The sequence below is a fragment of the Flavobacterium sp. 38-13 genome (genome assembly GCF_001899155.1).
Classification (GTDB): Bacteria; Bacteroidota; Bacteroidia; order Flavobacteriales; family Flavobacteriaceae; genus Flavobacterium; species Flavobacterium lindanitolerans.
Map to the genome: position 1 here is coordinate 1 of NZ_MKVG01000011.1, position 7526 is coordinate 7526.

Sequence of the window (7526 nt, forward strand, 5' to 3'; positions counted from 1 at the left end):
ACCATAGATTCGATTGAGGTATACAGCCTGTTGGGCCAACTGGTCAGAAAACAGGAGAGCCACGCTACGGAAGTAAAACTGTTCCTTGGCGACCTGCCGGACGGAACCTATGCCGTATCCGTCATGTCGAGTGGCAAAAAATCCACCGTAAAAGTGGTCAAAAAATAAAAATAGAATATCCTAAAATCTAAGCACGCCCGAAAAACGGGAGTGTTTAGATTTTATTTAAATATTTTAAATTACAGGAATTTTAAGACAATCTATGATTTACACATAAATTTTAACACGTCAATTATTTTTAAAACCAGTTAACCTATTGTTAAAAACAGTATAGAAATAAATAATCACAATAAATTCTATATATTTACACCTGATAAATAAGCTCTTATGAAAACAATTACAGGCCAAACCAGCTACAATTTTACAAAAATCCTCCCAAATGATAGGAATGTCTTAAATCCAAGAACGGAAAAAAACAAACGGCATTATATCATCATTTATCAGCTATAGATAAGAACCACTCCCACACTTGCAAGCAAACTTGTTTGGATGGATTAACCGTTCAAAAGCAAATCTCTGATTTCACCAATTACATACAATAAACAAAAGTATGTAGAAATCATATTGCCTTGCCTTATCTAAAATCAAGACAAACCATACTATTAATAAGCTCCTGTTAGCTCAGGAGTGGCGTATTCTTTTATTTACTCATCTTTAAATTGATCGACTCATTATGCAGTTTCGGAAGTAATCCGTATGCTCGCCTATGACGTCTCTTAACACGAACAATCATTTCCTGTTTTTTCTTGTGCAGAAAAGGCAATGGGGGTTAAGAATAAATTTAAATACTGTGAAATGGAAAAATTACATCTTATTGCTGCAAGAGAAATGGTCTTATTCCCTTTCTCCTTTATTGGCGTTAAAAATCTTAAAACAAATCATCCCCTACCGCGGAATGATATGCCTCCTTACTTCAAATACCAAAACCACATACTATAGCCAATAAAGCGTGTATGAGTTCCAGGCTGAGAATTGAAGGTTGTTTTTCTCATTCCTATAACAGGATAAGAACTTCCACCCCTTAGCTAAAACAATAAAAAAATAATCTATTAAATTTTTCAAAGATGAAAAAACATCTATTTTTTCTGCTATTTGTCTTTAGCAGTTGGGCAAGTTTTGCTCAAACCATCCGATATGTAAAAGAAGGTGGAGCAGGAACCAAAGACGGATCTTCATGGAGCAATGCCAGTGATGATTTGCAGTTAATGATCAATCAGTCTGCCAGTTCCAACCAAATATGGGTAGCCGCAGGTACTTACAAGCCTAATCGCCCGGCCAATGATCTTAACACGATCTCTGTAAATAACAGGGCAAATGCTTTTGTACTTAAAGATGGCGTACAACTATACGGAGGCTTTACCGGAACCGAAACTTCATTGGGACAACGCAATTATGAAGTTAACAAAAGTATCTTGAGTGGTGATTTAGGAACAATAAACAATACCTCCGATGATGCCTATCATGTAATTATTAGTGCAAATGTAGGAAATCAAACCCTGTTGGATGGTTTTACGATTACCAAAGGGAATGCAAATGGACTCCAGACTTCCAAAATCACAGTTAACGGGTATTCTTTTGGTCAAGCCAGAGGAGGAGGAATGTGTAACGGCTCATCTTCTACTACCATAACCAATTGTACTTTTACAGAAAATACGGGTACTTATGCGGGAGCTATGTATAATGAGGCATCTCCTGTAAGCATCTCCAACAGTAATTTTTCAGCAAATAAGGTCTCAGGAAACTGCGGAGGAATAATGAATATATCTTCCAATGCAGTTATCATCAATAGCAGTTTTACAAAAAACACTGGAACTTGGGGAGGTGCACTACTCAATGACGGATCAGCGGCAACTATTTCCGGTTGTACCTTTATAGAAAATGCTGCCGGTAACAGAGGGGGAGCCATACATAATGAAAACTCGGACTCAAAAATTTACACTAGCCTCTTTTTCAAGAATACAGCCACAACTTTAGGAGGTGGTGCGGTATGGCACAACCTTGGTAATATGTCGATCATAAATTGTACCATGTATGGAAACATCTCAAACAACAGTTCTTATGGAGGAGGAATTAACGCCAGTAGTGGAAGAATACTTTTATACAACAGTTTGTTATGGGATAATAAATCAGCACAAAATACAGGCCGAGATGGACAATATACAGGCCTAAGTTATATAACCTTCAGAAATAACCTTATAACAGGTTATACAAATATTATGGGTGACAATGTGAGCGCACAAGGTGTTACCACTGAACAGATTTTTACCAATGCGGCAAACAACGATTTCCAACTAAAAATAGGAAGCCCGGCAATTGCCAAGGGAAGCAACTCTCTGTATTCAAGTTCTGGTGCTGATCTGGCTAACGACAAAGACCTTGCCGGTAACAATCGTTTAATTGGCTTTAATATAGACATTGGAGCCTATGAATCAAAATTACTTCCACAAACCATTACTGTAGCGGATATCACTAAAACCTACGGAGATAGAGATAACCCTTTTGCCCTTACCGCCACAGCAAGTTCAGGTTTGAAAGTCAATTACGTATCTGCAGACAATAGCATAGCCGAAGCTTTTCTGGACGTCACAGGCGGAAACAGATGGAGACTAAAAATCAAAAAAGCAGGAGAAGTCAACATCACGGCAAAACAGCCCGGGGATGACACCTATGGCCCTGCTACTGATACCGTTTTCAAAATAACGATAAATAAAGCGAACTTAGCAGTTACGGCCAATGCCCTATCCAAAGAATACGGCACTGCTGACCCGGCACTAACCTATACCGTGACAGGATTAGTAAACGGTGACGACCAGACGGTACTTACAGGTAGCTTAAGCAGAACTGTCGGCGAAGCCATAGGCACTTATGCTATTAACCAGGGAACATTGGTCGCTAACAGTAACTATGACCTCACCTACACGGGTGCCAATTTCAGCATCACAACCGCTACAGGAGATTTTGTGACCATTTGGGATATGAGTAAACCAGGTACAAACAATGAGATTGCATTTAATATAACCACCTCTCTGATCGGATCTGTTGATTATTTCTGGACAGCTTCAGGTGGCGGTATGGGTAGCGGAACAATTGCTGCGAATGCTGTAAATGTTGTCATTAATGGTTTACCTGCTAACGAGATTATTACGCTTAATCTTAAACCAAATCATCTGAGAGCTTTTAGAGCTGATACAGGAGGAAGCGACAAACGATTGGTTGATGTTGCCCAGTGGGGCACGGCACAATGGAGCACAATGGAAAGCATGTTTCAAAAATGTATTAATCTGAATATCACTGCATCAGATATACCGAATTTGAGTGGAGCAACCAGTATGTCGCGTATGTTTCAAGGTTGTCACTCACTCAATAGTCCTGTTAATATAGGCAATTGGAATACCTCAAAAATAACCAATATGGCTTATCTTTTTTATGAAGCTAAGATCTTTAATCAGAATATCTCCGGGTGGAACACTTCCGCCGTAACGAATATGAGCTATATGTTCTCTAATGCTTCTGTTTTTAATCAGCCAATTGGCAATTGGGATACATCAAAGGTAACCAATATGATTAGTGTGTTTACGAGTGCAAAGGCTTTTAACCAAAACATAGGTGATTGGAACACACAAAATGTAACCAATATGAGTTTTATGTTTTATGGTACAGACACCTTCAACCAAAACATAAATAACTGGAATACATCAAAGGTAAAAGATATGACAAGTATGTTTGCCAATGCTTCATTCAATATGGATATCGGCAGCTGGAATACTTCCGCTGTAACCAATATGAATAACATGTTCTCTAATGCTTGGTATTTTAATCAGGATATCAGCAACTGGAATACATCAAACGTAACCAATATGTCCGGCATGTTTCATAATTCAATCTTTAATCAGCCAATTGGCAACTGGAATACATCAAACGTAACCAATATGTCTAGTATGTTCACTAACAATTCGGCTTTTAATCAGAATATTGGCAACTGGAACACTTCAAACGTAACGAATATGACGCAGATGTTTAGGTATTCTAAAGCTTTCAATAGTGACATTAGTAATTGGGATACTTCAAATGTAGCCACGATGGCATTTATGTTTTCCGAAGCAATTGCTTTTAACCAAAATATCGGCAGTTGGAATACAGAAAATGTAAGCAATATGATGGGTCTGTTTGAAGGAGCTTCGGCATTCAATCAGAATATTGGTAAATGGAAGCTTAACAGTAATGTCAGCATGGCCAACATGCTTGATAATTCTGGTATGGATTGTACAAACTATTCACTTACATTACAAGGCTGGGCAAATAACGCAAACACGCCTTCAGGACGTAATTTAAGAGCTATAGGCAGACAATACGGTACCAATGCCGAAGCTGCAAGAACCTTATTGACCACTACCAAAGGCTGGACCATTACAGGCGACAGCCCAAGCGGGCAAAATTGTGGACTATCACAAACCATTACGGCTACTGATATAACCAAAACCTATGGCGATGGATCTTTTGCACCTTCGGTTACAGCAAGTTCAGGTTTGGAAGTGAGCTACGTATCGGCAGACAACAGCATAGCCGAAGCTTTCCAGGACAGTGCAGACGGTAACAAATGGAAACTGAAAATCAATAAAGCAGGAGTAGTCAATATCACGGCAAAACAAATAGGTAACGATACCTACATTCCGGCGGCAGATGTCATTTTTACATTAACCATCAACAAGGCTCCTTTATCCATAACAGCAAATGCATTATCCAAAGAATACGGCACGACAGACCCGGCACTGACCTATACGGCTACCGGATTAGTGAATGGAGATGACCAGACGACCCTTACAGGAACATTGAGCAGAGCAGCCGGCGAAGCCGTAGGAATCTATGCTATATCTCAAGGGACATTAGATGCTGAAAACTATACCATTTCTTTCACCGGAGCAGACTTTACCATTACAGCCGCAATAGGAGATTTTGTCACGGTATGGGACATGAGCAAGCCAAATTCCGGCAATACGATCAGGTTTTATCCAACCATTTCTCCCGGCACATCAGTAGACTATTTCTGGAAAGCCTCGGGAGGCATCAGCGGTAGCGGAACAATTGCAGCAGGCACTTACGAAGTTAATATTTCCGGACTGCCTGTAAACGAAATCATTACCCTGAATCTCAAACCAGACAATCTCAAAGCAATTAAAATCAGAAACCCGCAGCTGAACCCTGAACGATTAAAATTGATTGATGTTACACAATGGGGTACGGTACAATGGAGTACAATGAAAAATGCGTTCATGGACTGTCATAACCTGAATATAACCGCAACTGATGTACCCGATTTGAGCAACGTTAGCGATATATCCAGTATGTTTCAGGGATGTTACTCCCTCAATGGCCCCGCCAATATAGGCACCTGGAATACAGCGAATGTAGCCAATATGTTCTATCTGTTTTATGGTACACACATTTTTAACCAGAATGTAGGCAACTGGAATACACAAAATGTAACCAATATGTTCGGCATGTTTGCAAATGCTTATGCTTTCAATCAAAATATCAGCAGCTGGAATACACAAAATGTAACCAATATGTCCACCATGTTTTATTATGCCGAAGCATTTAATCAGGACATATCCAACTGGAATACATCGAATGTAACCAATATGTTTGCAATGTTTGCAAATGCTTATGCCTTTAATCAGCCTATTGGCGGCTGGAATACATCGAATGTAACCAATATGGGAAGTATGTTTTATGGTACACGGGTTTTCAATCAGGACATCAGTGGCTGGGACACTCAAAAGGTAACTGATATGTCCGGCATGTTTAATTATGCCCAAGCATTCAACCAAAATATAGGCAACTGGAATACCGCAAATGTAATCAACATGAGCTATATGTTTTCAGACAATCGTGGCTTTAATAAGGATATAAGTAACTGGGACACGCAAAAGGTCACTAATATGTCCAGCATGTTTTATAATGCACAAACATTTAACCAAAACATAGGCACATGGCAACTCAACCCTGCTGTAACGACGGACAATATGCTGAACAATTCAGTAATGGATTGTCAAAACTATTCGTTTACGTTACAAGGATGGGCAGCCAATCCAAACACACCATCAGGGCGTAATCTGGGAGCACAAGGCAGACAATACGGCACCAATGCCGAAGCTGCAAGAACCCTATTGACCACCACCAAAGGATGGACTATTACTGGCGACAGCCCAAGCGGACAAAGCTGCGGACTCGATCAAATCATTACGGCTACCGACATGGTCAAAACCTATGGCGATGTGGCTTTTGTACCTACAGCTACCGCAAGTTCAGGTCTTGAGGTAAGCTACGTATCTGCTGATAATAGCATAGCTGAAGCTTTCCAGGACAGTACAGACGGAAACAAATGGAAACTGAAAATCAATAAAGCAGGAGAAGTTGATATCACCGCAAAACAAGCGGGCAACGAAACCTATAATCCGGCAGCGGATGTCATTTTTAAATTGACAATAAACAAAGCTGCCCTAACAGTAACCGCCGATACAATTAACAAAATATACGGAACCGAAGACCCGATATTGACATACGTGGCTAACGGTTGGGTAAACGGCGATACAGAAACTGTATTAACAGGATTGCTTACCAGAACAGCCGGAGAAGATATAGGAACCTACGCCATTGGACAAGGAACATTAAATGCCGAAAATTATACCATCACCTACACCGGTGCCGATTTCAACATCACAAAAGCTACCTTAAACATCGTAGCGGATGCAAAAACCAAAACATACGGTTCAGCCGATCCTGCACTGACCTATACCGTAACGGGATTTGCAAACGGTGACGACCATACGGTTATCACGGGAGCCTTGACCAGAACGGCAGGAGAAAACATCGGTACCTATACGATTGAACAGGGTACGTTGGCAACTACGGCGAACTACGACATTACCTACACCGGTGCCGATTTTAACATCACCAAGGCAACCCTGAACATCGTTGCAGATGCGAAATCAAAAACCTATGGAACGTCTGACCCGGCACTGACCTATACCGTAACAGGATTGGCAAACGGTGACGACCAGAGCATCATCAGCGGAGCACTCACCAGAGTAGCAGGTGAAGACATCGGAACCTATGCCATTGAACAAGGTACGTTGGCAACTACGGCGAACTACGATATTACCTACACCGGAGCGGATTTAACCATCAGCAAAGCGACCTTAAACATCATTGCAGATGCCAAGTCGAAAACCTATGGAACGACAGATCCGGCACTCACTTATGCCGTAACCGGTTTAGCTAACAATGATGACCAAAGCGTTATCACAGGAGCGTTAACCAGAGTAGCAGGTGAAAACATCGGCACCTATGCCATTGAGCAGGGTACGTTGGCAACTACGGCTAACTACGATATTAACTACACCGGAGCGGATTTCACCATCACCAAAGCGACCCTGAACATTGTAGCCGAGGCAAAATCCAAAGTA

General features: G+C 40.9%; 2 protein-coding genes. Both read left to right on the forward strand.

The features are described 5' to 3' along the window. Positions 1–12: 12 nt before the first annotated feature. Positions 13–168, forward strand: coding sequence for a T9SS type A sorting domain-containing protein (locus tag BGO88_RS17375; protein WP_353743393.1), 156 nt, complete (start codon positions 13–15; stop codon positions 166–168). A gap of 956 nt (positions 169–1124) precedes the next feature. After that, positions 1125–7526, forward strand: a 6402-nt coding sequence (locus tag BGO88_RS06680; RefSeq protein ID WP_286706376.1) for a BspA family leucine-rich repeat surface protein, incomplete at its 3' end; no start/stop codon positions are given.